Below are 23,800 nucleotides of genomic sequence, written 5' to 3' on the forward strand. Positions count from 1 at the left end.
CGACCAAATAATAAAAAAATGGTCATCTACAGAATAACAATCGGCATAATAGGGCTACTGCTAGTGATTCACAAGAAAAGATTGCGCTTACCCACATTTTTTTAGTTATTTTTTGACAATGCTAGTTGTGCTATATATCGAAGCAAATCGGTAGCATTTCATCTGCTATTGCAAGATACTGAAAAACCAAGATTACATATCTCGTCGCTATATCGGCAAACAAAATTATTAAGGGAAGCGAATTGATGACATCACATAAAATTGCATTTATCGGACTAGGCACAATGGGCTTCCCGATGGCTGGACACCTTGCCAATGCAGGCCATCATGTCACCGTGTACAACCGTACCACAGCTAAAGCTGAAAAATGGGTTGAAACTTACGCTGGCAGTTTTGCAATTACCCCAGCAGAAGCGGCTGAAGGGGCTGACTTTGTGTTTACCTGTGTCGGTAACGATGATGATCTACGCCAAGTCTACTGTGGCGAAGATGGTATTTTGGCGTCCGCCAAACCCGGTGCCATTCTCATTGATAACACCACAGCCTCTGCCGAAGTGGCGAGAGAAATTGCAGAGCAAGCCAATGATTGCCAACTGAGCTTCCTTGACGCACCGGTTTCCGGCGGTGAAGCAGGGGCGGTAAATGGCTGTCTGACTGTCATGGTGGGCGGCGACAGCAAAGTGTTTGAACAAGCAAAACCTGTTATTGACTGCTTTGCCAAAGCCGCAACCCTGATGGGCGGGGTCGGCTATGGTCAAATTACCAAGATGGCCAACCAACTCTGTATTGCAGGAATCCTGCAGGGGCTATCCGAAGCCATTACCTTGGCTAAATCTGCCGGTCTTGATATCGAGCAAATGACAGAAGTCCTCAAGCATGGCGCGGCCGGCTCATGGCAGTTGGAAAACCGAGCAAAAACCATGGCAGACGACCAATTTGATTTCGGTTTTGCTATCGACTGGATGCGTAAAGACTTGGGGATCTGCTTTGAAGCGGCGGAAAAACTTGGTGTAGAGCTCCCTCTTGCCAAGCAAGTTGACGAAAGATACGCCGACCTTCAGCTACGTGGCTACCAACGCGCCGATACTTCTGTCTTGATTAAGCAATTCGATAACGACAAGCGATGATTTAGACATGCATGGGGGCTCCTCCCCCATGTATCAATAACACGATAACCAATCCCATTTTAATTACCAGTAATGCTAACTATGACTAAAGCCATCTAAAACAAGGCAAAAAATACTCTGTAGGGATTATTTTCAATAAATGCATAGTTTAAATTGAAAAATAAATTAATGATTATTGCCAATTTATTTAGACAGGTAGTTTAGCCATCAACAACATTTAAAAACAAGCCGCAAATAAAAGACATACAGATACAACCAACAAAAACAACAAAGTACTGATTCAAAAGGAAATTTAAACCAATGAATCACACATACATGATGTCTTTCACTTAGCCATGATTCCATTTAAGAAACCTACCCACTAAATTAATGCTATTAGATTCACAATTTATGATATGCAAGCTTTCTTATCATAAAAACATCATCAATAATTATTTCATTAAAAGGACTTTAATTATAACAATGAGGGAATAATGGTTAGGCTGTACGCTAAACTGTCAAAAAACAGACCATATATACATTTATTAAACATTATATTAACTTTTTCCGTATTTGCTGTCTGCTGTTATCAATTGCTGGTGAATGAGAACCTTACCTTTGGCATAGGCTTTCTCTTCGTTGGCATCATGGTTACCCTATTCGCCTTAGCCTCTTCATATCGTCAGAAGTACTTAAGTGGTGACTAGGTTGCAGACAATATAAAAAAACCTCTCTCTTACGAAAGAGGTTTTGGCAATAACTAGGTTTTAGCGAAATATTCGATTAAGCGTTTACAAGCTAATGAATATACCCGCTAGCGCTGCACTCATCAGGTTTGCCAGCGTTGCGGCCAATACGGCTTTGATACCCAGGCTTGCAACATCACCGCGACGCTCTGGTGCCATTACACCGATAGAGCCAATCTGGATAGCAATAGAACCAATGTTGGCAAAACCACATAGCGCAAAAGTGATGATAACTTGGCTGTGCTGAGATAGCGTTTCTTTAATACTTACGAAGTCGAGGAAAGCAACGAACTCGTTAAGGATCATCTTCTGGCCGATAAAGGCACCAGCCTGCAACATTTCAGATGCTGGGACACCAATCACAAAGGCCAGCGGCGAGAACAAGTAGCCAAGCAACCCCTGAAGGGTCAAGTGCTCAAAACCTACCCATGAACCAACCGTTTCTAGGCCCGCGTTTGCCATTGCAATCACACTGACAAAAGCAATTAGCATGGTACCGATAGCAACGGCAACCTTCATACCGTTCATAGCACCCGCAGCAAGCGCATCAATTGCATTACTGTGGTCACTCTTAGCCATCTCGATATCAGTTTGCTCAACAGCTACGCTCTGCTCTGGAACCAAAAGCTTTGCCATCATCAAGCTACCCGGTGCCGCCATGAAGCTTGCAGCGATTAGGTACTTAAGGTCAACACCAAGGCCTGCGTAGCCACCCAGCACACTACCGGCAACCGATGCCATACCACCTGTCATTACCGCAAACAGCTCTGAACGGGTCATTTGTGGTAGGAAAGGCTTAACCAATAGCGGAGATTCACCTTGCGATAGGAAGATATTACCGGTAGCCACCAAAGATTCGGCACGGCTTGTACCCAGCGCACGCTGAATGCCACCACCGATCACTTTGATGATCCATTGCATCACACCGAGGTAATAAAGAAGGGAGATAAGAGCACTAATGAAGATAACAAGAGGAAGGACGCGAATAGCAAAGATAAAACCGGAAGTCGCTAGATCACCAAACAGGAACTTGATCCCTTCATCGGCAAAACCCAATACGCTAGCAACACCGCCACTCATTGCCCCCAGCATCTTTTGCCCAACGGGAATATACAGAACCAAGGCAGCAAAGCTGGCCTGTAACAACAACGCCCCACCAACCGTACGCCAGTTGATTGCTTTACGGTTTTCAGATAGCGCGTACGCGCACAATACCAGTACCAAAATACCGGCCAAACTAATTAACAACTGCATTATTTCGTCCTGTTGCTTTGACTATGTGTTGGGATATCGAAAAATGAAGGTGTTACTGCCTGCAATACCAATGGGGACATCGCCTTCGGGGAGAAAGCTAAATAGGAGGGTCCTGAGCAAGAACGCCCAGAAAATGTGGAATTGTCCGTCCATTTGTAAAACATACAAGTCACCTAATTAACAAGCTAAGTAATGCCGGTCCAACTCCGTGGGTCATTCACATGTCCATGGTGACAGCTTGTAACTAAGGTGGCTGAACTCTATGGTTCTGGCCGGAATCGGAGTATATAGAGATATAGATCACATTAAAAACCCCAAAGGCCGATTTTTTTGTGATCCAGGTTTAATCGAGCAATTATCCAACAAATGTAAAAAACTGTTTCCAGTCGTCAATTTTATGCCTGAAAACGCAAACGATTACTATTTTTGGCCTACTTTATTTTTGGATTTTGCTCTGATAGGACAAAAGAAAACGCGGCTAAGTCTTCAACGACTTAGCCGCGCTATTTTCAACTATAAATTACGTTGCAGGCTACTCTTGCTCCTTTTGCATCTCTGCAATCACATCGATATAGCCTTTCGGAGGTGGTGTCCATCCTCTTTCAGAAAAGTTGTGCTTGTCATGACGTTCAGCCTTCATTTCATTGCTCAACGCTTCCTCTAGTTGCATGAACAAGTCGCGGTATGTGGCGTTGTATTTATTGTCCTCGGTATTATCTTTCCATGCTTGATAGAGCACATCCTTACTCTTAGCTTCAGTTTCGTTGAACGTTTGCCTGAGCTGCTCTGCACGAAACGGATGCACACCCAAATCTTTTAATGCTTGCGTCCCTAACGTCAGCGCCGAATGGTAAGTTTCACTGATAATAAAATCCGCCCCAGCAAAGCGAAGTGCATAGTGATGCCCCCGATCGTAGGCCCGAGCCAATATCCTGACATGAGGGTAAGTATGTTTCACATACTCGGCCAACTCGACAGCCCGCTCCTGATCATCAATGGCAATGACGAGAAGTTTAGCTTCCTCAATCCCTGCGGTATGCAGCAAATCTGGCCGGGTAGCATCTCCATAGTAGCTTTTGATCTTGATAGCCCGCATGTTATCTATTTGACCAGCTTCATGGTCGAGAACCACCGTTTTGACGCCGTTAGCCACCAGCAAACGGTTGACGATTTGACCAAAACGGCCAATTCCGGCAATGATCACTGTACCTTTTTCATCAATCTTATCGGCTTCCCGCTCATTGCTCTGCTGCTGAAACTTAGGCAATACGACTTTATCGAAGAAGATAAACAGCCCTGGGGTCAAGAACATTGAAATCGCCACAACCAAAGCCAGTACTTGGGCAATATCCGCTGGCAGTACATGGTTTTGCGTTGAGTAACTGAGCAATACAAAACCAAATTCACCAGCCTGAGCCAAGCTTAATGTCAGCAGAAAACGATCACTCCCCCTCACTTTGAAAATTAGCGCTAGGGTAAATAACACGGCGGCTTTTAGAATCATCACCCCTAGGGTTATACCTAACACCATACCGATGTTGCTAAACAGCACTGAAAAGTCGATGCCAGCACCGACAGTTATGAAGAACAAGCCTAGCAATAAGCCCTTGAACGGCTCGATGTTCGATTCAAGTTCATGGCGGAACTCACTGTTTGCCAGTACCACACCAGCCAAAAATGTACCCAAAGCTGGTGACAAGCCGACCAAACTCATCAAGGCAGCGATGCCAATGACCAACATCAGTGCTGTCGCGGTAAAAATCTCCCTGAGCCCGGCATTTGCAACAAAACGGAATAATGGCCGACTAAGAAAGTGACCACCCACTACCACCACGGCAATGGCACCAATGACCACCAGCGCATAGCCCCAACCAGGCAACCCTGCGACCAAGCTCAATTCTTCATGATGATCTGCGGCCTGCTGAGCCAACTGCTGGGCTTTTTCTACCAACTCAGGTAACGCAAGTAGCGGGATCAATGCCAGCATCGGGATAACAGCAATATCCTGGAACAGCAACACAGAAAAAGCATTACGCCCACCTTCGGTTTTGGCTAAGCCTTTCTCGTTAAAGGTCTGCAACACAATCGCTGTCGACGACAAGGAGAAGATCAAACCAATCGCTAATGCCATGGTCCAGCCTATGCCGAACATCATCGAGATGACCATCACAATAACCGTCGTTAAGCCAACCTGAAGTCCACCAAGACCTATCAGGCGATGTCGCATGTCCCATAGCATTCGAGGCTCAAGCTCCAAACCCACCAGGAACAACATCATCACCACGCCAAACTCAGCGAAATGCTGAATCGCTAATGTTTCCTCTCCGACGAGACCAACCACAGGGCCAATCACCACCCCGGCGATGAGATAACCCAGCACCGAGCCAAGGCCGAGCCGCTTGGCGATCGGCACCGCAACCACCGCTGCACACAAATAGATAAATGCCTGGATAAAATAGATGGTCATGCTGGCACCTCCGTGATCAACCTGTCGAGATGATCATTGAGTTTGGTCACTTCTCTGGCCTGTTCAAAGTCAATTCGGTCATCACGCAGTGCCAGTAACAGCCGCTGCCAACCTTCTATATGTGCATCGACCCGCTTCTCTTCCACCGCTGTTCGGGCACCGAATAAAGCATAAGGCGCAAGGTATTCCATACCGGTTAATACCGCGGTTTGCTCAAGCGGGTGCAACAATTCACGGATGGTATAATGGTTAAAACCATCTTCGCAGTAAGCATTTGCGGGGCCCCCCGCAGTCAAAGCGCAGAGGAATTTCTTGCCATGCAACTCAGTGCCATCTGCTCCATAGGCAAAACCATATTCGAGCACTAAATCCTGCCACTCTTTTAATATTGCAGGCGTGGAATACCAGTACATAGGAAACATAAACACAATAATGTCATGTTCGCGTAGTCGCTGCTGCTCCCTGTCGATATTAATCCGAAATGTTGGGTACTCATGATAAAGATCAACTGTTGTCACACCATCGATGCCTTGGGAAGAGCGGAACAAAGGCCAGTTAATCTCAGAACGGTTGGTTGACGGATGGGCAAAAAGGATGAGTACTTTGTTCTTGGTCCCTGACATAAAGCTCCTCACTCTGGGAAAGATAACAACAAGTAACGGATACACCGTTTCCCAAAAACTCACAAAACTTCGGTAAGACAACAGCCTACAACCGACTTTTGCCATACCTCTTTCGCATTAAGTGTAGACTGACAAACAAAAAAAGGGCGCCTGGAAGAGCGCCCGAAAGGAAGTTGTGTGCTAATTGCTTACATCGTTTCCAAGCTCGGTATTCAGGAAAGGACGCAATGTCCTAGGGGAGGTAAAGATACCTAGCTTGTTGCCCGAAACGCATAATTACTGTAGCAATGGGTATGCCAAGTTTAGGAAATGGACGATAGTCGAAAAACAATTGAGTAAGATGACAGGATTTTCGATGTCGTTAGCTGAAATCAGAGCAATATGGACCTACTTTAGCAATTCAGGGCTAGTCATCACCTTTTTTATTAGGGTACATTGTCACTCTCGAGATGAAATTATTGAATACTGACCGCAAACCTATCAATCAAATGATTACAAATCGTGCACTACGCACCACAATGGGTCCTATGGCAGTATTGTCTACACTTGCGATGAAAAGGAACACGGTAATTTTAGGATTGATCACAACAACCTACTCGCGAAATAACCGAGGCTTATTGCCCTTGATACACGTTATAATCTGGCTGTTCTTCTCGTTCTTCATTTCTCTGCAAAGCCACGCTAAATCGATTGTTATCCCCCAACAGTTACTCAATCACATGGATACCTACGGCAATGTTTCGCTGCGTAACTCTGCCGAACTCATTTTGCCCGACCCTCTCGTCATTGAAGGCAACCTGAACCTAGAGAATAGCCAAATACGCCAACTTCCCAACACGCTTACCGTCAACGGTAACCTTAATTTGGCCTATAGCGATATAGAGTACCTACCTGCTCAGCTACACATAGGCGGTTACCTCAACCTGGCTCACTCAAAAATTGCCGCTATAAGCGAAGGATTACAGGTAAACGGTGATCTCAGCCTGATGGGAACCCAACTAACCAAACTCCCCTCACACCTCTATGTCGGAGGGGATCTTTATCTGGCCAATTCAACTATCACCGAACTGCCAGAGTTCCTTGTGGTAAAAGGCAATATTTACCTCGGTGGTGTCACGATCACTTATATCCCCGAGCAAGCTCAAATAGATGGAACCATCTACCAATAAATAAAAAAGGCGCCCATAAGGACGCCAAAGGAGGTTGTAACGAAAGCAACTTGTTTTCTTTCGCCTTCCTGTTTGTAAAGGCGATTAATGAATGATTTGCTCTAGGAAGGCTTGGGTTCTGTCGAACTGAGGATTACTGAAGAAAGCTTCGGGCTCATTTTCCTCTATGATTTCCCCCGCATCCATAAAGATCACCCTATCGGCGACTTCTCTGGCAAAGCCCATTTCATGGGTCACACAAAGCATAGTCATCCCCTCCGAAGCCAACTCCACCATCACATCGAGTACTTCCCGTACCATTTCCGGATCCAAGGCTGAAGTCGGCTCATCGAACAACATCACTTGCGGCTGCATCGTCAATGAACGGGCAATAGCCACACGTTGCTGCTGACCACCAGATAACTGCCCTGGGTACTTGTGGGCTTGGTCGGCAATCCTGACGCGCTTTAGGTATTCCATCGCCAGCGCCTCGGCTTCCTGCTGTGGCATCTTCTTCACCCAAACCGGTGCCAAGGTACAGTTTTCCAACACCGTTAAATGGGGGAATAAGTTAAAGTGCTGGAAGCACATCCCTACTTCTCGCCTAACCAGTTCAATATTTTTCAGATCATCGGTCAGCTCAGTCCCTGCTACCTTTATCTGCCCTCGCTGATGTGCTTCTAGATGGTTGATACAGCGGATCATGGTTGATTTGCCCGAACCCGAAGGGCCGCAGATCACTATCTTTTCGCCCTTTTTTACATTTAAATCAATATCTTTAAGGACATGAAACTCACCATACCACTTATTGACTTTCTGTAGGCGGATCACCGAATTTTCCGACACCGATTGATAAACCGTTTTGCTATACATACTCACGACTTCCTTGTGAAAATTAATGTTTGTGCTCGGTATTTAACTTACCTTCCAGGTAAATGCTGTAGCGCGACATACCGAAACACATAATCCAGAAAATTAAAGCGGCAAAGACAAAGCTCTCGGTCGAAAAGCCAAGCCAAGCAGGATCGCTATTGGCCGATTGGGCAATGCCCAAGACATCGAACATCCCGATAATCAGTACCAAGCTGGTGTCTTTTAGCAGGGCAATGAAAGTATTGACGATAGACGGAATACTGATCTTCAACGCCTGAGGCAAAATGATCAGCCGCATCGATTTCCAATAACTCAGCCCCAAGGCTTCAGCGGCTTCAAATTGCCCTTTGGAAATTGACTGCAAGCCACCGCGGATAGCCTCAGCCATGTAGGCGGCATTAAACAGCACAACACCAATCAATGCCCTAACCAACTTGTCGATTTCCGTCCCGCCTGATAGAAATAGCGGCAGCATGACCGACGCCATGAAAAGCACCGTGATTAGCGGAACACCACGCCAAAACTCGATGTATACCGTACTCAAGCTGCGCACGATAGGCATGTTCGAGCGGCGGCCCAGAGCCAAAACCACACCAAAAGGCAATGACACCACGATCCCCGTTAGTGCAATCACCAAGGTGATCAGCAAGCCACCCCAAAGATGAGTTTCAATTACCGGCATGCCGGCAATACCCCCATAGAGCAGTGTCACTGATAAGAAAGGGAAGGCAGTTAAAGCAAAAACAAGGAGCCATTTCTTAACTACTGCATTGCCTAGTATCATACCGGCAATCATACCTATTAAGCCCAGCATGAAGGCAACTGGACGCCAGCTCTCATCGCTTGGATAGAAGCCAAACATAAACTGTTCAAACCGTGCCTGGACAAACACCCAGCAAGCGCCATCACGGCTACAGTCATCCCTACTTACCCCAACCCAGTCAGCATCGAGAAATGCCCACTGGAAAATACTCGCCAATGCAATAAATACGCTTCCGGCTATGATGCCAGTGATCAAGGTATTGAAAGCAGAAGAAAACAAATTCTCCCTAAGCCATGCCGAAATCCCCACCATTTTGGATGGTGGCGCTTCTGAGGGTGAAAAATGAAAAACCTTCATATTATCTCTCCACCAATGCCATTTTACGGTTATAGATATTCATCAACAGCGAGGTGACTAAACTGAATGTCAAATAGACAGCCATCGTCATGGCAATGATTTCAATCGCCTGGCCTGTCTGATTCAGTGTGGTGCCCGCAAATACCGACACAAGGTCGGGATAGCCTATCGCCATAGCCAGAGAAGAGTTTTTCACCAAGTTCAGATACTGGCTGGTCAAAGGAGGAATAATGACCCGCATTGCCTGCGGTATCACCACCAGCTTAAGGACTTTGCCTGACGGTAGCCCCAGCGCATTCGCCGCCTCGGTTTGCCCTTTGCTTACAGACATGATCCCGGAGCGTACGATCTCTGCGATAAAAGCGGCGGTGTAGATAGACAGGGCAATTAACAGGGCAAACAACTCTGGCATCACATCAATGCCGCCACGGAAGTTAAAGCCTTTGAGCTCGGGATACTCGATGCCCAATGGCTTACCGGCAAGGAAGAAAGCTGCCAATGGCAATACAACCATTACCAACGCACTCAAACGCCATGCGGGGATCAACTGACCGGTTTGCTGCTGGCGGCGATGCTTAAACCGATGAATAGCAATGGCGCCAATCAGGCTAACAAGCACTGACAATCCAACCCAACCGGCACCGGGATACGTTTCAAGCGCAGGCAGAAATAGCCCCCGAACATTGAGGAAAACCGCATCAACCAAGGACAGGCTATTGCGAGGAGAAGGCAATGCCTGCAAAACGACGGTGTACCAAAACAGAATTTGCAACAGCAGAGGAAGGTTTCTGAAAACTTCAATATAGACAGCGGCAACTCGGCTTAGCAGCCAGTTCTTAGAAAGGCGTGCAACCCCGATGATAAACCCCAGTACCGTTGCCAAGGCTATCCCCAAGCCCGCCACCAAAGCCGTATTGAGAAAACCGACAATGAATGTTGCGCCATAAGTATGGGTTTCATCATACGGGATCAACGACATCCCAATACCAAACCCTGCAGTTTGGCCCAGAAAGTCAAAGCCCGTTGAGATCCCCCTTTGCTCCAAGTTACCCAGAGCATTAGTGATCGCGGTATAAATCACAAAACCAACACTACATAGCAGCAATAGCTGGAAAAATGCGGCCCTCACTGTGGGGTTATACACGAATCGTTTTAGACCACCTGAGGCAGGTGCTGTTTTATCCTCAACCGAGGCAGCCCTTGCTATGGTCCCATTGCTGGCAGATTTGGACTCAAGGCTTAACCGTGAGTCCAGTTCCAAATCACTTGTAGACATCTATGCACCTATACTAACAAGTTAAATCCCTGTGCAATTCAAAGAAAAAGGGTGCCAGCCTCCCAGGCTCTGCCGGCATCCCTCCCAGCCAATTTACGTATTATTGAAAATTGCGACTTATTGAAGCGACGTTCTAGCGAACTGGTGGCGCATACATAATGCCGCCGTCATTCCATAGCGCATTGAGTCCACGAGCAATTTTCAATGGCGAACCCGTACCGACGGTGCGTTCAAAACTGTCGCCATAGTTACCCACTTGCTTGAGCACTTGATAAGACCAATCATCGGCTAACCCCAAGCCCTGCCCTTTGGCTCCTTCAACGCCCAGCAAGCGCAACACGTTAGGATCGGTCGACTTTTTCTTGCTATCGACATTTGCCTGATCGATACCGTACTCCTCAGCATTAACCATCACATTCAATGTCCACTTGGCGATATTGAACCACTGATCATCACCTTGGGCGACAACTGGTCCCAAAGGCTCCTTAGAGATGACTTCAGGTAACACAACCGCAGATGACGGATCAGCTAATTTAATGCGCAGTGCATAAAGCTGGGACTGATCAGACGTCAGCACATCACAACGTCCCGCTTCAAAACCCTTCACTGTCTGATCTGAGGTATCGAAGACCACCGGCTTGAATGTCATCCCGTTGACTCGGAAGTAATCGGCCAAGTTCAGCTCGGTGGTAGTACCAGACTGGATACATACCGAGGCACCATCCAACTCTTTGGCAGAGGAAATACCCAGCTCTTTACTAACCATAAAGCCCTGCCCGTCATAGTAGTTAACCCCAACGAAGTTGATGCCTAGGGCACTATCACGCTGCATCGTCCATGTCGTGTTCCGCGAGAGAATATCAATTTCACCTGACTGTAGGGCCGTAAAACGCTCTTTAGCAGTAAGCGGTACAAATTGAACTTTACTGGCATCTTTCAATACTGCAGCAGCTACTGCCCTACAGTATTCCACATCAATCCCTTCCCAATTACCTTTGGCATCAGTGCTGGAAAAGCCTGGTAGACCTGTACTCACACCACATTTTAGAACACCTGCTTCTGTCACCTTCTTCAGGGTCGCTCCACTTGAAGCTGTCGCTGCTGTTGCAGTTCCCGACATCATCAACGCTGAAGCGAGCAAAGAAATTGAAATACCATTAATGACTTTCTTCATATTGGACATCCTGTCTACCATTTGAGATAAGCTTTTGATTTATGTTGCAGTCTCAAAATTGCAACAGGCGTGCCAATATACCTACAGAGAATTACACAGGATTTGAAACAGTAAAAACCACTGCTGTAGCCAGCATTAGCAAAATATATAACTGCTTGATAATAAAAAGAGGCGTATCTCTTTTATTCGATTATTCAGTATTGAGTAGACGTTCACACATGGTGCGCAATTGCATCAAAAAGGGTCATCAGTTTGGCTAGGGGGATGCACCTAAAAAAGGCAAGTGTGTTTTTTGTACTCCATAGCAAGTACATTACATTCCAGCCAATTAAGCCCAAAAATCAATTATTGGTAGGTGTTTAGACATATATAAAAATAAACATGTAACAATGACAGGAAATTTATCCCAAGAAAAAAAATTTTTCTTAATTTAGGTAAACGATTGCGTCATGATTAAAGTGAAATTCTGAAGTGACAAAGGATTTAAATAAGGGGGAAAGTATATGCCAGAAACACTGGATCACTTGTGCCTCTGGCTGTACTGCTTTAAACCTATATTAAAATCAAGCAATTAGCGAGAATACGCTGCAACGACATTACTTAGATTTAGTTTTCAGGTTATTTGTTTGCGCCTGGTGGTAGAACCACTGACGACGGTTACGATTTGACATAATACACCTCTCATTTTTCCTAAACGAGTAAGGTTGATATTTCTCTTTAATAATACCGTTCTTACTCATCCTATACCGTTTACTTTAAACTGAATCCTGTGACATCCATATGACAATTCAGTAAAAGAAAAACGTCAATCCTCATTGTTATTCAATAGGCAGATACCTAACACATAAGTTAAGGCATTTCTCATGCCAGCTTTAGAATAACCGAGGAGTTAAAGAACTGTGATGTAGCTAGAGGAGAATGACTTGACCTTAATTAACGGTTTAAGGAGCCCTGTATGGAAATTTCCACCTCTGAATAACAATCAACAGATTCCAATATAAGAGGCTACTAAGCCTTTTGCAATACTCTTTGGCATTTTTTTTGTGATGGAAGTCATCAATTCCCGACATCACATACATGATTTCAAAAAAATATAGCGCAGGATACTGTTTTAAAACACTTATCTTCAAGGTTAGCAACTTGGCATACTTGTAGGGAATTTATCATTAACAAGACAAATGTATCTAAATCGATGGCAGAATACATCACGCAACACCACAAAAACATCATATTGACATGTTTGTAACGAGTAATAGACTGGCATAATAGTCCATGCGGAGATGGTACTATGGGAATGTATACTATTACTTTAGAGAAAAAAGCAAAAGTTCCAAAGAAAGTGCTATTCGACTTACTCACCGACCATGGGAAGCTTGGCCGCTTTTTCGATGGTCAGTACAACCTTATCAAAGAAGGAAAGCCCGAGAGCAACGGTATAGGAGCCATCAGAGAAGTGTCCACTGGCCTATTTACCGTCCAAGAGCAGGTTATCGACTACAAACAAAATGAGCACTTGCACTACAAGATTATCCAAGGGGCACCAGTGGAAGAACATGGAGGATGGATCAAGTTCAATAGTCTCAATGCCCACGATAGCATGATCCACTACCGAATTATGTTTACGCCCAAAGTCAAAGGAACGGGCTGGATAATGAAGTATCTTTTTGAAAAACAGATAAAAAAAGCTTTGGATAATTTAGCAAATTATGGCGAAGATCACTGGCAGTCTTAAAACAGCTTTTCCTCCAAATAACTGAATTATCATACGAATGTTCTAATTGTTTAATATTTATCCTCTAATTTGATCTGGTCGCTGTTCAAGAAGGTCCATTAGGGCTTTACTAGTACCACAAAGTACCCACTCAAGAGGATAGCTATGCCACACCAACCATTATTAACGACTCAACGATTGCTCTTGCGCCCACTTCAGTTGTCTGATGCCAAACGGGTTCAAGCCCTTGCCGGTGATGAACAAATTGCAAACGGGACACTCAATATCCCCCACCCATACACCGATGGTGTCGCCGGTCAGTGGATAGGAAAACATCTCGCGGGTTGGCACCAAGGCCACTCTGCGATATATGCAATCACCTTGAAATCTTCCCAGCAATTGATCGGCTGTATCGGTCTTCACAACATTCAAGAAGGCAAAGCACAGCTTGGCTACTGGATTGGCGTACCCTATTGGGGGAAGGGATTCTGCACCGAAGCCGCACAAAGAGTAGTTGAGTTCGGCTTCAAACGTCTGAAGCTGGACACCATCTATGGTCAGCATTTCAGTCGCGAGGTTAACCCTGGCAAAGTCATGCAGAAAATCGGCATGAAGCATGTTATGACCAAGAACGATGCGGTGAGAGTGAATATGCTCACAGAAAACATGGAGTACTACGAAATGAAGTGCCCTGAAGCACTTCCCGTTAGCTAAACACTGGCAGGTAGACCATCTGCTATTCTTTCAGCCTTGCCATTTGGTACACGTCCACGTACTCACCATTGCGCAAGGCATAGTTACGTGATGTCCCCTCGATAACAAAACCCAGTCTTTCATAGAGTGCGATTGCGGCAGCGTTGTCTGTATACACTGTAAGCTCGATGCGGGTAACCCCAATCCAGTTTTCTGCTAAATCAACGAGCTCTGTTAAGAGCGCCGTTCCAACCCCTTTTCCTTGGTAGTCATCGTGGACAGCCATGCCAAAGCCTGCCACATGCCGACGACGTGGGTTCTGCTCTATCGCCATCCCAGCTTGACCAACAATCTTTCCGTCAATTTCTGCCAGTAAGCTGTACACATTTGACGGTAGATCTTCGAGCCGTTGCCTCCATAATTCCAGAGATGGGTGAGGCAGCTGCAATGTACCTGTATAGGCATTGCGCCCGGCATAAATATCGCGAATGGCTGGAATATCTTCTTTCTCGACAGATCTGATAGTGATCGACATTGGCTTCCTCCTTGTGTTTTACATGCGGCGTTTTAAACCCGAGCTTTAAAACAACATATAAACCAATGAAAAACAATATATTTATTTAAAGTAAAATCCACATACCTCAAGCGAACGACTTTATAAAATGTTGTCATAATAAGTTTATTTTATAATTGAATTATTTAGCTGATCCTTTTCTTATCCTCACGAGTATAAAGAAAGAGTTCAACCTGATAGTGTTTGAGTAAATAATCGATTTTTATTTATTTTTTCTTTATATTTCACAATCTTAGATTAAAACAACATAAAAATTGTGCATTTATCTCAAAACCAATAGCTATACTGAAAATGAGGCAAATGGCTTGTTCGCACAAGCAAAACGAAGCAAGTTTTGCGACAAGCAACCTTTAATGCTTGAGGTAAAAAAAGTTGAACTGCTAACGCACTGAATTTTAAGTGATAAGAAAAAAATAATAAATTGATGAAAGATACGATTTATAGGCGGGTCTTATTGGTTGAACGTGAACTTAGTCACAAATATAAGTACACAAACAACAATATGGCCTAAGCCATAGATAACGAGGTGAAGATTATGTCTAGCTTGAAAGTATTAACTGCAACCGCTGTGATTGTAATGTCTTCTTCAGCCTTTGCTGATATACGTGTGGCAGATACCCAAAACGGTGCATGGGTAACCGTAACTGAAAATGGTCAGCCAGCTGCAAACGCTACCGTTTCTATTGCGAATGTTCCTCAACAACGTCAAAGCTATAAAACCGATGCAAACGGTCGAGTATTTATTCCACTCTCACTAGAGAATTCTCGCTCTATCAAATATAAAGCAACGACTGAGAATGGTAAGCAGTCATCACGCTTCGCTTTCCACTCTACAGACAAATAGTTGATGAGTGACTAACTTGCAAAAGCCCTCTTCGGAGGGCTTTTAATTTTGTGAGCTACCACTCATAGCTGTTCTCAATGCTTAACGGTACCGATCATCCCTCCAGTTCAGATCCCGCGCCAATACCAGAGCCAGGCCAAGCACCTGTAAGAAAAGCGCCAAATTTCTCAGTCGCGAAATCGCTTTCATTTTCTCTGCGTTCTCATCAATCAACATCTGGTTTTGCAAATAAAGATCATTAATTTTCTCTCGCTGGCCAGCTTGTACCTCATTTAGCGCTTCCATCAATGCAGGCACATTCTCGATACTGAGTTCAATTGAATTTTCGGGCAGCCAATACGTAATTTCATACTCTATCTGCTTCGCTACCTCTATAGGAAGAGAAGTCTCCGTCATCTCGGCTGCACTCAAGATCACTAGGGTGTGCTCTCTCTTACGCTCTACCGTTTCAACCTGCTGCCAAATCAACTGGATCAGTTTCTCATTGCTTTGCTGACGCTGGACGATGTCATTCGACTGACGGGTTAAGTCGTCGATATAGAAGTTGGTTATTAAGGCCGAAATAATATTGAGCAACAAGCCTACTGCAACCAAGGTCCAAGTCGGTACCTGCCATTTTCTTGAAGAAAGCTGCGCCATCTATTCGTCCTTTTTGCCAACAATGAAGATTACCCAATAATTATGGCAAAGATTTTGGCACTTTTATGTTGGCAAAATTACGCCCAAATCACTCAGTATGACAATAATTTACATTGACATATTTTATGTTTGATGACGGGACCTTTCTTTGTCTATCTTTAATTTCAGGTTGTCTGAAAAAAACTAAAAAGGAAAGCGTTTCAATGGATAAGGTTCCAAAGTTTGCAAGTCGTACTGTTCCTCTCACTGGTAGCGATATCGAACAAAAACGCCAAGAACTCAAACTTGCTTTCAACCACACATGGGAGCTCTATGAGTCTCTTTTTAGTGTGATCAACAACGACAAGGCTTATTTTGTCAAAGCAGAGCCACTACGCCACCCCTTAATTTTCTACTTCGGCCATACCGCCACCTTCTACATCAACAAACTCAAGCTCGGAAAATATATCGACCGCCGTCTCAACCCTCATTTCGAGTCCATGTTTGCCATTGGGGTTGATGAGATGTCTTGGGATGATCTTGATGAAACCCACTACCGGTGGCCCACCATAGAAGAAGTCAGGCAATACAGAGAGCGGGTAAAACAACTGGTGAACCATGTCATCGATGAGATGCCTCTTGCTCTCCCTATAGATGAAGAGGATCCGGCTTGGATCATCCTGATGGGGATTGAGCATGAACGCATCCACCTTGAAACCTCTTCGGTGATTATTCGACAACTTCCCCTGGAAGATGTAACACCATCACCTCTATGGCCAGCCTGCACCGATAACGGCAGCGCTCCTGAGAATTGCTTGCTAAGTGTTGCTGGAAGTCATATTTCCCTCGGCAAATCCGAGCAGGAAACTACCTATGGCTGGGATAATGAATACGGCAGTCAAACTTATCAAGTCGCCGATTTCAAAGCATCAAAGTATCTGGTTTCAAACCAAGAATACCTTGCTTTTGTTAAAGCTGAAGGATATCGCCACCAGCGTTACTGGGACGACGAAGGCAAAGCGTGGCTAAATTATACCCAGGCCACCATGCCCCGTTTTTGGCGTGAAAGAGACGGGCAATGGTTCCAGCGCAACCTCACTGCTGAGATACCTCTGCCGCTTAACTGGCCTGTCGAAGTCAATCAGCTCGAAGCTAAAGCATTCTGTAACTGGAAAGCTGAACAGGCACAGCGCCCTATACGGTTATTGACAGAGGCCGAGTGGTATCTGCTACGACAAAACATCGACGCTGACTCACCGTACTGGGATGAGGCTCCGGGTAATATTGAACTCGAGTATTATGCCTCTTCTTGTCCTATTGATAGATTTGAGCATGAAGGGTTTTGCGACATCATCGGTAACGTTTGGCAATGGACAGAAACCAGTATTGACGGATTCCAGGGATTCAAGGTTCACCCGCTTTACGATGATTTCTCCACACCAACCTTTGATGGCAAGCATAATCTGATAAAAGGCGGTTCTTGGATTTCTACAGGAAACGAGTCGATCAAGGCTTCACGCTATGCCTTCCGGCGTCACTTCTATCAACATGCAGGGTTTCGGTATGTCGAATCCCAACAGGCCCCAGAAACCATGGCTAGCTTGAATGTCTATGAGACCGATGAGCTGATATCGCAGTATTTAGAATTCCACTATGGCAAGGAGTACTTTTCTGTCCCCAACTTTTGTATCCATGGCGTACAAGCTTGCTTACAGGAAATTCAACTCACCCATCACAAGCGGGCGCTGGATATTGGCTGTTCAGTCGGGCGGGCATCTTTCGAGCTTGCCAAGACCTTTAATCATGTCGACGGCATAGACTTTTCCGCACGTTTCATTCAACAGGCCTACTCACTAATCGAGCAAGGTGAGAAACGCTACACCATAAGAACAGAAGGCGATTTGGTCGAGTTCAAATGTGTCACTTTAACGGAGCTCGGTTATCAGGACGTGGCGACTAAAATCAATTTTGTGCAGGGTGATGCCTGTAATTTAAAACCTCAGTTTAGCCAGTACGATTTGATCTACGCCTCAAACCTGATCGACCGTTTGGGCAACCCAAAACAGTTTTTGACCACCATTCATGATCGACTCACCCCTGGCGGATACCTCGTTATCGCTTCGCCTTATACCTGGCTTGAAGAATACACCGACAAAGCCAATTGGTTAGGGGGGATCAAAGTCAACGGCGAGAACTTCACTACCCTAGATGGATTGACCGAAACCCTCATCACACACTTTGAACTCATCGCAGTGAAAGAAATCCCCTTTGTGATCAGGGAGACCAAACGCAAATTCCAGCATTCGGTATCTGAAATGACGATTTGGCGAAAGCGTGAAGGAAATTAATAAGTAAGCTTAGTGTCCCGGTACCTTTTAAAGGTACTGGGGCTGATATAATCAAAGAAACATATAAACACCCCGCCCTGCAACTTGAAGTCACTTGGGTATATGCTATGTTGTGCGCTTCAAGCAAATAACGAAGTAATATCAGCCGTGAAAACCCCTTGCGTAGCAAAATGTAAAAACAATGAAGGTATCTGTAGCGGATGCCACCGAACTATGTCTGAACTAACGGCGTGGCGCACCATGAGTAATTCTGAGCAAGAACAAAAGATACATGAGATTCAAGGACAGCATTCGACCCACACTTGTAGCCAGTGCGGTCAACCGGCCTATTGCGAAATCAGCGCAGGAAAAAAGACCTGTTGGTGCTTCGAGTTAACCAAACGTGATACTTCCAGCATTCCATCGGGTACGTGTTTATGTAGGCAATGCCTAGAGAAACTCCCTCTCCTCTGATCATTAATATTAACAATAAAACAACACCTTACCTGTTCACTTGCCATTATTGAACAGTGTATTATAATTCACCCTATTCCATACGGCACACTAAGATGACAGCAGTAAGAGTACTCCTTCTTGTATCGGCTTTGTTCCCTTTACTCGCAGCAGGAAGTAACGCGTTACCGGACAATGAGCAGATATGTATGAAAAAGATGGAAACCTTACTCAGCCAACAGCAAATATTATTTAGTGATAGCCAAGCGACACCTGAAACTCGGCGTATGGCTGAAAGAGCCATTGATACCAGCCGAGAAGCATTCGCAAAGCATGGCAGCTATTGCGATGCACAGCGGGCATTGCAGAAGTTTGATGAGGACAAAGAAAGTGGCTTCCACTACAAACAAGGCGAAGTTAACTTTTTTGGCCGTGGTCACTATTGATGTTTCTAGATAAATGCTTGGCAGTGCTACTATTATTCAAAACAACTATTCATCAGACTATCGTTGACTTAAGCCCTTAACACGGCAAACCTCTGAGGTAATGTATATGAAAAAGTGGCTACTTATTTTGGCTCCCCTGTTCTTCCTGCTCACAGGTTGCGATGCTGAACTTGAACAAGGCTTTTCAGCCAAAAACCTACAGCAAAGCTGGGTATTGACTAAGGTCGACGGTAAAGAGATCACCATTACAGAACCTCGTATTGTACCGGGCATGGCCGTTGATGCCGACTTAAAGGTCTCAGGATTTGGTGGTTGCAACCGCTTCTTCGGCCAAATTGAATTAGCAGACGGAAATAGGATTCGCCTGACAGGCATGGGCTCTACCAAAATGGCCTGCATTCAAGATGATCAGGCAACGGTTGAAGCCATCATGACTCAATCTCTCCAGGAGTGGAACAATGCGGCTTTGGAAAACAACATTTTAACCTTGACTTCAGAGCAGCACATTTTGACTTTTACACCTGAAGAAATAGCCGCTGAAGATAGCCAATAAACTCAGCTATCCTATCAAGTTTCATGCGCAGCCATTTGGCTGCGCTTTATTTTCCAAGGACGGGTTCACTAGACCCAAGTTATGTTTCGTTATGAAAATAAACAAACGACAAGCCAAAACCCTCAACGAGGCCATTTCGCAGTGGGAAAAAGATAAACGGATCACTACCGATACCGCTGAATCACTGCGCAACAGTTATGAGGTCGTTGGCTTTGATTGGAAGTTGCTGGCTGTCTATTCATTTTGGATTGCCATCACCTGCTTCGTGATTTCGATTGGCGTTTTGCTCGCTGATGACTACCTCATGGCTCTACTGGCAACCTTGATCGATACTCCCGCCAGCGTCTTGTCAGTTATCAGCGCTGGACTCGCTGCGGCTTCATTCGCCTTCGGGGTCAAACGCCGACATCGCTATCCCGAAAAGTACTTTAGCAATGAAGCTATGTATTTCTTTGGCGTGCTGTGGACTGCGGTATCGATAGGCTTTCTGCGAGAAACGGCCTGGTTTACTGACACACATATTGCCTTCTTCCTGCTGGCATTAACTGTAATTTACAGCGTTATAGGCTTCCGCCTCTCCAGTATGTTGGTATGGATATTTGCCTTGCTAAGCTTTGCCGCTTGGGTGCTGGAGCAAACCAGTTATTTTGCCGAGCCTTCGGACTATTTCATGGGGCTCAATATGCCATGGCGCCTAGTGGTGATCGGCTTGATCGTCCTGGCTGTTGCATGGTTTTTCGCCAAGCATAAAACGGCAGAGGCAGATATTGCCGCGGGCACACCCGCTGCCACTAACCGCTTTGCCTACCTGCAAGAGCCGACCCGCTTCATTGGACTATTCTATCTGCTGTTTGCACTGTGGTTGGTTTCCCTGTTTGGCAACCATAGCAATGCTGCCACATGGTCCAAGGTATCCCAAGTGTCGTTTTTGCCTTGGGCGATTCTGTCTGGCTTGGCGTGCTTAGGCTTGCTTTACCACGGCATCAAACATGCCGACAAACTGACCCGTAGTTTTGGTATCACCTTCCTGCTGATTAACCTGTACACCCGTTACTTCGAGTATTTTTGGGATGCCATGCACAAGACGGTTTTCTTTGCGCTTCTAGCCCTGAGTTTCTGGCTGATTGGAACCAAAGCCGAAAAGCTGTGGCAGCTTAGCCATATTAAAGAAAACGAAGACAGTTAATTTTAACCTACGATGAAAAGCTGGAGGGAAGACTATTATTTCCTCCAGCTCGTTCCCTCTCGCTATAGGCCTCTATTTCGCTTCGCCGAACTGATCCAAATACGACATGGCTTCCGCCTTGCCCATATATTTCCCCAAGGTTTTGGCCGGCACACCGCGTAAATCCACGACAATTAACCCGTCAAGGGCATCATTGAAATCGGCATCGACATTAAAGCAGACCAACTTTCCGTTCAGCCCTAGGTACTGCCGCAACAAGACAGGAACGCCTTTGCCTCCCTCAAGGCGAGATATCACCTTGGAGAGCAATTGAATATCCGCCAAAGACGAAAGCATCTCGGCTTGCCAGAATGAAGGCTCTTTGGGTACCAACGGGTTACTCGGTGAAACTAGTTCAGCACTTTGCTCATCATAATGGTGCACGGCCATACTCTCGGCCAATAGATAACGGGCTTCCGGGCTATAATCATTGCTTATACTCACTGGCCCAAACAAATGTGTGTAATCGGAATGGCGATAGACGAATGTTGCAATGCCTTTCCACAGCAGTAGCAAGGCACTAAGGCTCTTTTGGTAGTCAGCAGCAATAACGGAGCGCCCTAGTTCAATCGCCTTTCCCTGCTGGCGAATAAAGCGTTCGTCATAATTAAACAGCGTACGGGAATAGAGGCCACTCACCCCTGCCGTTGCTAATATTTTATCAACCAAGCCCAATCGATAAGCACCGACTAAACACCGCTTTTCGCGGTCCCAAACAAACAAGTGGTGATAGTACTGATCAAATTCATCTATGTCGGTGGCTTTTCCGGTCCCTTCACCAACCGCACGGAAATTCACTTCCCTGAGTCGGCCTAGCTCAGCCATTACCGAAGGAATGCGGCTCGCTAACGCACAATAGACATCAAACTGCCCGGAAGAGAGTAAATGCTCGCTATGATCAAGCAGGCTTATCTCAATAACAAGCTTTTCTGCCGCAACAGGAGACACTATGGGCTCAGCATACCCATCTTTTATCGCCAGCACAGGTTTATCAGCACTTCTCAGCTGGCTGCCTAGCAGGTATGTATTCAGCCTTAAATAGTTCACCAATTGCTTTTGGTCTTCAAAGCCTTTGATTTCATTAAAGCTGATGCTCTCGCCAATCGCCAAGTTAATTTGCCTATCGCGCTTATTGAGCAGCTCTCGTCCCAGCATGAGTGTTCGTAGCAATGGGTGGATGCGACCTGCCATATAAAACTTCCGGCTGTTCTTGCCATCAATATAAACCGGTACAGTCGTCGCCTTATTTTTACTAATCAACCGGCTCACTGAGTGACTCCAGTCTTTGTCAGTAATATTTTGCGTCTTATGGTTATAGGCAGAGACTTCCCCAGCCGGAAAGATCAATAACAGCCCACCATTGGCAAGGTGCTTATTTGCTTCACGTAACGCTTTCACATTGGCCTTAACAGCTTGGGAGCCATCAAAGACATCCACCCCAATAAACAGCTCATCCAGCTCTGGAACCGTTTTCAAATAATGGTTAGCGAGTATTTTGATGTCTTTGCGGACTGAACGGAGTAACTCTGCCAGTATCACCCCTTCCACACAGCCCAACGGGTGATTAGCAACGACGACTGTCGCGCCCAACGCCGGCACTTGGCTAAGTGAACCTTGCTGGATGGAATATTGAATACCCAAAGAATTTAAGGCATAGCGGAGGAAAGCAGATACATCACCACCAGCCGGGCGCGCCGCATAAAACTGATCAAGCTTTTTTAACCCTGTCGCCCACTCAGTTACATGCTCGCCTACGCCGAATGGCGTCTTTCGAGGGAGCCGGAAAGGACTTGTCACTTCCATGTCATTACCTGTTTGTTCATTCAAGCCATTAATAAAAATTATGAAACAGGCAGATGACCGAGCCATGGCACTTTTGCGGCAAAATTATGAGCGAAATACGACGATATGATGAAGCACCATTTCGCGCACCAAATTAAAGAGAATTTCACCCCAATACAGAGGAATTAGAAATTAGCGCCAAGTTGCTGCTATCATGATGGAAAATGATGGAGAAATAAGAATGAACTCAAAAATACTGCTTGCGGGACTGCTTGCCGCAACCACAGCGTTAAGTGGCTGCTCCGATAACGAAGTAGGCGATGTTGGCCTCGGCTGGTTTACGATGAAGGATATAAAAATCGGGCATTTGAAAGATGAAGTCGTCACCGGAGTCACTTGTCATATAGCCTCTATCGAAGCCAACTTAAGCCTTGCCGATCCTAGTGACAGTTCCATTTCCTGCCGTCAAACCGGCGATATTACCCCGGAGATGATTGCACAGATCGATAAGTCAAAATCTGGCGAAGTGGTGTTCAAAAAATCAAAAAGCATCTTCTTCAAAACGATGAAAGTGCGTCGTATCTATGATGCTGAAAACCAGACGCTACTGTACCTGTCGTACACCACTAAAGAGACTGAAGGTAGCTTCAAGCATAGTCTGTCAACTGTACCCTTGTATGGTACAAAAGCTTATCAAGCTCCGACTATTGCAGAATAAATTCGAATTAAGAAGGATGAATTAGCTTCATCCTTCTTAAAACGCAATCGGTTAAAAATTACCAGCATG

General features: G+C 45.5%; 21 protein-coding genes. 11 read left to right on the forward strand and 10 right to left on the reverse strand.

All coding sequences use genetic code 11. The annotated features are described in order from the left end of the window. Positions 1-245 precede the first annotated feature (245 nt). Positions 246-1,127 (forward strand): NAD(P)-dependent oxidoreductase, encoded by an 882-nt coding sequence (locus R2X38_RS03115; RefSeq protein ID WP_317520615.1) that lies wholly within the window; start codon positions 246-248, stop codon positions 1,125-1,127. Positions 1,128-1,897: 770 nt separating this feature from the next. Here the strand turns inward: R2X38_RS03115 and R2X38_RS03120 are convergent. The 3 genes from R2X38_RS03120 to R2X38_RS03130 form a co-directional block, all read right to left on the reverse strand. Further along, the gene (locus R2X38_RS03120) at positions 1,898-3,106 is read right to left on the reverse strand and encodes a NupC/NupG family nucleoside CNT transporter (RefSeq protein WP_187464008.1); all 1,209 of its coding nucleotides are present in this window, start codon (positions 3,104-3,106) and stop codon (positions 1,898-1,900) included. A 532-nt stretch (positions 3,107-3,638) separates the two neighbouring features. Further along, positions 3,639-5,573 carry a monovalent cation:proton antiporter-2 (CPA2) family protein gene (locus R2X38_RS03125; RefSeq protein WP_317520619.1) on the reverse strand — a complete coding sequence of 645 codons (1,935 nt, stop codon included), beginning with the start codon at positions 5,571-5,573 and terminating at the stop codon, positions 3,639-3,641. Further along, a complete protein-coding gene (locus R2X38_RS03130) occupies positions 5,570-6,196 on the reverse strand; it encodes an NAD(P)H-dependent oxidoreductase (protein ID WP_317520621.1) in 627 nt (208 codons plus the stop codon). Before R2X38_RS03130 ends, R2X38_RS03125 begins: the two co-directional genes overlap by 4 nt. A gap of 623 nt (positions 6,197-6,819) precedes the next feature. Between R2X38_RS03130 and R2X38_RS03135 the strand changes: the two genes are divergently transcribed. After that, positions 6,820-7,365 (forward strand): hypothetical protein, encoded by a 546-nt coding sequence (locus R2X38_RS03135; protein WP_317520623.1) that lies wholly within the window; start codon positions 6,820-6,822, stop codon positions 7,363-7,365. Positions 7,366-7,449: 84 nt separating this feature from the next. On the opposite strand, the gene R2X38_RS03140 is transcribed toward R2X38_RS03135, so the two are convergent. The 4 genes from R2X38_RS03140 to R2X38_RS03155 all read right to left on the reverse strand — a co-directional run bounded on the left by R2X38_RS03140 (position 7,450) and on the right by R2X38_RS03155 (position 11,787). Continuing rightward, complete coding sequence (locus R2X38_RS03140; protein WP_317520625.1) at positions 7,450-8,217, reverse strand: amino acid ABC transporter ATP-binding protein; 768 nt, start codon at positions 8,215-8,217, stop codon at positions 7,450-7,452. Positions 8,218-8,239: 22 nt separating this feature from the next. Continuing rightward, complete coding sequence (locus tag R2X38_RS03145; RefSeq protein ID WP_317520627.1) at positions 8,240-9,337, reverse strand: amino acid ABC transporter permease; 1,098 nt, start codon at positions 9,335-9,337, stop codon at positions 8,240-8,242. Position 9,338: 1 nt separating this feature from the next. Then, positions 9,339-10,613, reverse strand: coding sequence for an amino acid ABC transporter permease (locus tag R2X38_RS03150; RefSeq protein WP_317520629.1), 1,275 nt, complete (start codon positions 10,611-10,613; stop codon positions 9,339-9,341). 133 nt (positions 10,614-10,746) lie between these two features. After that, a complete protein-coding gene (locus R2X38_RS03155) occupies positions 10,747-11,787 on the reverse strand; it encodes an amino acid ABC transporter substrate-binding protein (protein WP_317520631.1) in 1,041 nt (346 codons plus the stop codon). A 1,294-nt stretch (positions 11,788-13,081) separates the two neighbouring features. On the opposite strand from R2X38_RS03155, the gene R2X38_RS03160 reads away from it, so the two are divergent. Both R2X38_RS03160 and R2X38_RS03165 read left to right on the forward strand, forming a co-directional pair. Next, positions 13,082-13,519, forward strand: coding sequence for an SRPBCC family protein (locus tag R2X38_RS03160; protein WP_317520633.1), 438 nt, complete (start codon positions 13,082-13,084; stop codon positions 13,517-13,519). A gap of 144 nt (positions 13,520-13,663) precedes the next feature. Continuing rightward, complete coding sequence (locus R2X38_RS03165; RefSeq protein ID WP_317520634.1) at positions 13,664-14,212, forward strand: GNAT family N-acetyltransferase; 549 nt, start codon at positions 13,664-13,666, stop codon at positions 14,210-14,212. Positions 14,213-14,234: 22 nt separating this feature from the next. Here R2X38_RS03165 and R2X38_RS03170 read toward each other — a convergent pair whose 3' ends face one another. After that, positions 14,235-14,726, reverse strand: a complete 492-nt coding sequence (locus R2X38_RS03170; protein ID WP_317520636.1) for a GNAT family N-acetyltransferase — start codon at positions 14,724-14,726, stop codon at positions 14,235-14,237. 574 nt (positions 14,727-15,300) lie between these two features. On the opposite strand from R2X38_RS03170, the gene R2X38_RS03175 reads away from it, so the two are divergent. Then, the gene (locus R2X38_RS03175) at positions 15,301-15,609 is read left to right on the forward strand and encodes a hypothetical protein (RefSeq protein WP_317520638.1); all 309 of its coding nucleotides are present in this window, start codon (positions 15,301-15,303) and stop codon (positions 15,607-15,609) included. An 81-nt stretch (positions 15,610-15,690) separates the two neighbouring features. Here the strand turns inward: R2X38_RS03175 and R2X38_RS03180 are convergent, their stop codons facing one another. Further along, entirely contained in the window at positions 15,691-16,248 is a 558-nt protein-coding gene (locus R2X38_RS03180) for a hypothetical protein (protein WP_317520640.1), read from the reverse strand. 203 nt (positions 16,249-16,451) lie between these two features. Here R2X38_RS03180 and ovoA point away from each other — a divergent pair, with 203 nt between their 5' ends. The 5 genes from ovoA to R2X38_RS03205 all read left to right on the forward strand — a co-directional run bounded on the left by ovoA (position 16,452) and on the right by R2X38_RS03205 (position 21,192). Further along, positions 16,452-18,575: a 5-histidylcysteine sulfoxide synthase gene (gene ovoA / locus R2X38_RS03185; RefSeq protein ID WP_317520642.1), complete on the forward strand. Its 2,124-nt coding sequence runs from the start codon at positions 16,452-16,454 to the stop codon at positions 18,573-18,575. A gap of 147 nt (positions 18,576-18,722) precedes the next feature. Beyond that, positions 18,723-19,028 carry a DUF1289 domain-containing protein gene (locus R2X38_RS03190; RefSeq protein WP_317520643.1) on the forward strand — a complete coding sequence of 102 codons (306 nt, stop codon included), beginning with the start codon at positions 18,723-18,725 and terminating at the stop codon, positions 19,026-19,028. A 95-nt stretch (positions 19,029-19,123) separates the two neighbouring features. Further along, positions 19,124-19,453 carry a hypothetical protein gene (locus R2X38_RS03195; RefSeq protein ID WP_317520644.1) on the forward strand — a complete coding sequence of 110 codons (330 nt, stop codon included), beginning with the start codon at positions 19,124-19,126 and terminating at the stop codon, positions 19,451-19,453. 106 nt (positions 19,454-19,559) lie between these two features. Then, positions 19,560-20,006: an META domain-containing protein gene (locus R2X38_RS03200; protein ID WP_317520645.1), complete on the forward strand. Its 447-nt coding sequence runs from the start codon at positions 19,560-19,562 to the stop codon at positions 20,004-20,006. A 91-nt stretch (positions 20,007-20,097) separates the two neighbouring features. After that, positions 20,098-21,192 carry a hypothetical protein gene (locus tag R2X38_RS03205; RefSeq protein ID WP_317520647.1) on the forward strand — a complete coding sequence of 365 codons (1,095 nt, stop codon included), beginning with the start codon at positions 20,098-20,100 and terminating at the stop codon, positions 21,190-21,192. 72 nt (positions 21,193-21,264) lie between these two features. On the opposite strand, the gene R2X38_RS03210 is transcribed toward R2X38_RS03205, so the two are convergent. Then, positions 21,265-23,034: a lysophospholipid acyltransferase family protein gene (locus tag R2X38_RS03210; RefSeq protein WP_317520648.1), complete on the reverse strand. Its 1,770-nt coding sequence runs from the start codon at positions 23,032-23,034 to the stop codon at positions 21,265-21,267. A gap of 220 nt (positions 23,035-23,254) precedes the next feature. Between R2X38_RS03210 and R2X38_RS03215 the strand changes: the two genes are divergently transcribed. After that, complete coding sequence (locus tag R2X38_RS03215; RefSeq protein WP_317520904.1) at positions 23,255-23,731, forward strand: CreA family protein; 477 nt, start codon at positions 23,255-23,257, stop codon at positions 23,729-23,731. Positions 23,732-23,800 lie beyond the last annotated feature (69 nt).

The organism is Photobacterium rosenbergii (assembly GCF_033022775.1).
GTDB classification, from domain to species: Bacteria; Pseudomonadota; Gammaproteobacteria; order Enterobacterales; family Vibrionaceae; genus Photobacterium; species Photobacterium rosenbergii_A.

Bases quoted from the DNA above. Each gene is read 5' to 3' on its own strand.
- R2X38_RS03145 (WP_317520627.1), bottom strand. From the start codon at position 9,337: ATGAAGGTTTTTCATTTTTCACCCTCAGAAGCGCCACCATCCAAAATG.
- R2X38_RS03160 (WP_317520633.1), top strand. From the start codon at position 13,082: ATGTATACTATTACTTTAGAGAAAAAAGCAAAAGTTCCAAAGAAAGTG.
- R2X38_RS03150 (WP_317520629.1), bottom strand. From the start codon at position 10,613: ATGTCTACAAGTGATTTGGAACTGGACTCACGGTTAAGCCTTGAGTCC.
- R2X38_RS03170 (WP_317520636.1), bottom strand. From the start codon at position 14,726: ATGTCGATCACTATCAGATCTGTCGAGAAAGAAGATATTCCAGCCATT.
- R2X38_RS03180 (WP_317520640.1), bottom strand. From the start codon at position 16,248: ATGGCGCAGCTTTCTTCAAGAAAATGGCAGGTACCGACTTGGACCTTG.
- R2X38_RS03165 (WP_317520634.1), top strand. From the start codon at position 13,664: ATGCCACACCAACCATTATTAACGACTCAACGATTGCTCTTGCGCCCA.
- R2X38_RS03140 (WP_317520625.1), bottom strand. From the start codon at position 8,217: ATGTATAGCAAAACGGTTTATCAATCGGTGTCGGAAAATTCGGTGATC.
- R2X38_RS03200 (WP_317520645.1), top strand. From the start codon at position 19,560: ATGAAAAAGTGGCTACTTATTTTGGCTCCCCTGTTCTTCCTGCTCACA.
- R2X38_RS03210 (WP_317520648.1), bottom strand. From the start codon at position 23,034: ATGGAAGTGACAAGTCCTTTCCGGCTCCCTCGAAAGACGCCATTCGGC.
- ovoA (WP_317520642.1), top strand. From the start codon at position 16,452: ATGGATAAGGTTCCAAAGTTTGCAAGTCGTACTGTTCCTCTCACTGGT.
- R2X38_RS03120 (WP_187464008.1), bottom strand. From the start codon at position 3,106: ATGCAGTTGTTAATTAGTTTGGCCGGTATTTTGGTACTGGTATTGTGC.
- R2X38_RS03130 (WP_317520621.1), bottom strand. From the start codon at position 6,196: ATGTCAGGGACCAAGAACAAAGTACTCATCCTTTTTGCCCATCCGTCA.
- R2X38_RS03205 (WP_317520647.1), top strand. From the start codon at position 20,098: ATGAAAATAAACAAACGACAAGCCAAAACCCTCAACGAGGCCATTTCG.
- R2X38_RS03195 (WP_317520644.1), top strand. From the start codon at position 19,124: ATGACAGCAGTAAGAGTACTCCTTCTTGTATCGGCTTTGTTCCCTTTA.
- R2X38_RS03125 (WP_317520619.1), bottom strand. From the start codon at position 5,573: ATGACCATCTATTTTATCCAGGCATTTATCTATTTGTGTGCAGCGGTG.
- R2X38_RS03115 (WP_317520615.1), top strand. From the start codon at position 246: ATGACATCACATAAAATTGCATTTATCGGACTAGGCACAATGGGCTTC.
- R2X38_RS03215 (WP_317520904.1), top strand. From the start codon at position 23,255: ATGAACTCAAAAATACTGCTTGCGGGACTGCTTGCCGCAACCACAGCG.
- R2X38_RS03175 (WP_317520638.1), top strand. From the start codon at position 15,301: ATGTCTAGCTTGAAAGTATTAACTGCAACCGCTGTGATTGTAATGTCT.
- R2X38_RS03155 (WP_317520631.1), bottom strand. From the start codon at position 11,787: ATGAAGAAAGTCATTAATGGTATTTCAATTTCTTTGCTCGCTTCAGCG.